Source organism: Moorena sp. SIO4E2 (assembly GCF_010671945.1).
GTDB lineage: Bacteria > Cyanobacteriota > Cyanobacteriia > Cyanobacteriales > Coleofasciculaceae > Moorena > Moorena producens.
This window is the reverse complement of the sequence record NZ_JAAHIE010000676.1, coordinates 1-3,387: the sequence shown is the minus strand read 5'-3', so window position 1 is coordinate 3,387 and position 3,387 is coordinate 1. Positions and strand designations below refer to the sequence as shown.

Annotated in this window: 2 protein-coding genes; both read right to left on the bottom strand. The window is 38.9% G+C overall.

Annotated elements, in window-relative coordinates:
- Positions 1–1,738, bottom strand: a 1,738-nt coding sequence (locus tag F6K37_RS35235; protein WP_287255506.1) for a WD40 repeat domain-containing protein, incomplete at its 3' end; no start/stop codon positions are given.
- A 135-nt stretch (positions 1,739–1,873) separates the two neighbouring features.
- Complete coding sequence (locus F6K37_RS35230; protein ID WP_287255504.1) at positions 1,874–3,301, bottom strand: AAA family ATPase; 1,428 nt, start codon at positions 3,299–3,301, stop codon at positions 1,874–1,876.
- Positions 3,302–3,387 lie beyond the last annotated feature (86 nt).

Genomic DNA, 3,387 nt, shown 5'->3' with positions numbered 1-3,387 from the left:
TTTTAAAAATATCTTTGATTATTTTTATTATAAAGAGCATCAAAGACCATGCTAATAAATAATTAACTATTATCATTATTAGATAAACCCTAGAATTCAATACTGTTATTAATAGTTTTGAAGTCCATAAATAAAAGAAAAACATATATTTGGTTAGATTATTTTTTATTATTAAAACTAGATTATTTTGATAGTTTTGAGTACTATCAAAACTATAATTTATGTTTTTTTTGCCTAAACCTAAACTAAAAATTTTTATGAAATTATCTTGTAAACCAAAAATTACTTGCTTACCATCGGTAGTAATGGTTACATCATTTACTGAAGTTTTGTTTTCTATTAATTCAACATGTTTTTCTTGTGATTCTAAATTCCAGACCTTGACTGTTTTATCTTTTGAAGCAGAAATAATCTTCTTACCATCTCGTGTTACTTTAATATCATAGATTGAGTAATCATGACCAATAAAACTCAAAATTTCTTTTCCAGACTCTCTATCCCAAACTTTAATAGTATTATCGAAGGAAGCAGAAATTACCTGTTTACCGTCAGGTGTAACAGCAAGAGCACTAATAGGATTGTTATGACCTTCAAGGATGAAAGCTTTTGTTCGCATTTCTAAATTCCAGATTATAATAATATTTTTGCCCTTATGACCAGAACCAGAAATTAGCCACTTACCGTTCAGAGTAACTGCAATTGCATATACTGCCTCCGATTGTGTAAATAAAACAGGATAACCAGCGTATCTTTTATCTCCATGTATATTCCTGAAAAGCATTTCCCCATTTGTTAAATCCCAAACCTTGATAGTCCCGTTGTCTGACCCAGAAATTACACGATTGCCAGAGGTGATCGCAACAGTTCTCACTATGTCTCTATGACCTTTTAGGGTTAACTCTTCTTGCCCAGTTTCCAAATCCCAGACTTTCATAGACTTTTTGGTTGCAATTGATGCTGAAACCACTTTCTTACCATCAGGAGTAACGGCTACAGCAACTACTGGGAGACTATGACCATTAAATCTCTGTATTTCTATACCTGTTGCTAAATTCCAGACTCTAACTGTATTATCAGAGGCACCAGAAATGACCCTGGTGCCATCGGGAGTAACTGCTACAACATTTACAGGGGCACTATGACCTGTTAATGTTCTAATTTCTGCACCTGTATTCAAATTCCAGACTTTAACGGTGTGGTCAGATGAACCAGAAATTACCTTGGTGTCATCTGGTGTGACAGCAACGGCATTTACGGAGTCACCATGACCAATTAGGGTAGAGAGTAACCTTCCAGTAGGGGGAGTCAAGGTAGCCCTCAAGCTACGCAAATAAGTGGTATTAGTTTGGGTTATCTGTTGTAATAATCCTTGAATTTCTGGGGTATCACAATCTAGTAAACGCCCTGACAGTTGCCCTGCTAACTGCGTTGGATCTTGACTTAAGATATGTGTTGATAGTCGCAAGGCTCCCTGAATTAACTTCAGGGATGTTATCGTTTGCTCGCTGTAGTCTGGATGAGATACGTCTATATCATTAATCAACTCGTAATCTTCAATCAGTGCTTTGATGCCAAATTCATGATGATTAATCTTGGCTTCGATAAACTCATAGTTACTCAACAAAAGAGATAATTTATGAAGTTGACCACCTTCTAACCACAAACGCGGAAGTTCACCCAAGAAATGCTCTATTTCTTCTGGTGACTTTTGCCCTAACCAACTGCGAAGATTACTCATAATTCAAGGGGTGTATCTCACTTTTGCTATTTGAGCCGGTGGTGCATTACGGGGCTGGCTGTCAAAACCAAGCACGAAGAGGCGGAAAATTAGGGCAACCGCCCCTAAGGCACCCTACAAAACTGCGAAGATTACTCATAACTCCAGCCCTTCTGTCATATTATCCGCAACTTCAACACTAATATTAGGTAACATCATACCCGCCGCTTGCACAATATCCTGTCGATGCAAAAAATCTCGGAAACTTTCGTGATAAAATCGATAACGTGGTGGTCGATAAGTTTCTTGCTTATGTAAAAATTGCTGCCATCCATCAAGCACTTCCTGCACGGTAAATTCATCCTGCTTAGAATAGTTGGCAATTATTTTACGAGAAGCAGCACTACGTAAAGCACACATGACATAAACAATTTTAATTTTAGCCCTGGGTAAAGGCTTGGTTGTCATCCCCATCAGCTGCCAATGGCTTTCATAATAGCCTTGTAACCCTACGGGTAATTCATCCAAAGGTTTATCATTATAAAACCCATCGGCGATGGCTGGCAACACACAGCGCAAATACATAAAGTTATTTTCGCTTTTTGCCGCAATCTCTTCCACAAACTGCTGATTAGAGAGGGAAGGTTGGTTCTTAATCCACTGACTCAATCCCTGTTTATAGTCTGGATGATTCAGCAATTGCCAAATATAGTCTTTTACATCTCGATGACTTTGTTGAGAGTTTTCCCTTAAATCCAATTCTTGGCTTGGTGTAGCAGGAGATAACTGCAGCCTTTTCTGATTCTGATTATAGGGTCTTCTGGTCAGGATAAAATAAACACGGTCTGGCAAAATAGTCGGTAAATATAAAAGATTACCAGCTCCCTCTTGGTCAACTTCATCCAAAGCATCCACAACAATCACCAACCGTTCACCGGCAGATAATTTTTCCCTAACCTTAGCCAACAAGGTTGATAAATCAGCATCTTGAGCATCTGGCAACTGGTAACGAGTGGTCAATTGTTGACGGATTTTTCTGAGGAATAATTCTGGACGATTCATGCCCTCAGCACGACTATTAAAAAAGCAAATTGCGTCTGGATTTTCTAATACATATTTAGCAGCAATGGCACTTTTACCCATCCCAGCATCACCAATAACAGTAAAGTAGCCCTGAGCAGTGTTGCTGAAGAAGGTTTCAATAGCCTTAAATACAAACTCACGTCCGCAAAATAAGTGAGTTTTGTCTTGAATAAGTTGTTCAAACTCTGGTGGTAACTGGTGTTGAGGCTCCCAGTCTTTTCTATCAACGATCTCAGTTGGTTTAATCTTTAGAACATTGCAAATATTTCTAACTGCCCATCTTTCTACTCCATGAGGACAATCTTTAGTACCAAGCAAGCGTTTAACGGTATCCACAGAGACATTGGCTTGCTGTGCTAGTTTCTCTTGAGTCAGTCTAGCGTCTTTGTAAGCTTGTTTGAGTCTGGCTTTACCTTGCTGACTCGATCGCACTTTGTCAGATTCACGCATTTTGATTTTAGGGAGTCGGGAGTCGGGAGTCGGGAGTAGGTAAGCAAGCATTCAGCGGTCAGCGGTCAGCGGTCAGCCGTTAGCTTTGTGGCACAGGCTTCGACGTTGTGACTTTACGCTTACCTGTTTTCTTCAAA

Excerpts from the sequence above, each read along its gene's own strand:
- F6K37_RS35230 (WP_287255504.1), bottom strand. The coding sequence starts at position 3,301 with ATGCTTGCTTACCTACTCCCGACTCCCGACTCCCGACTCCCTAAAATC.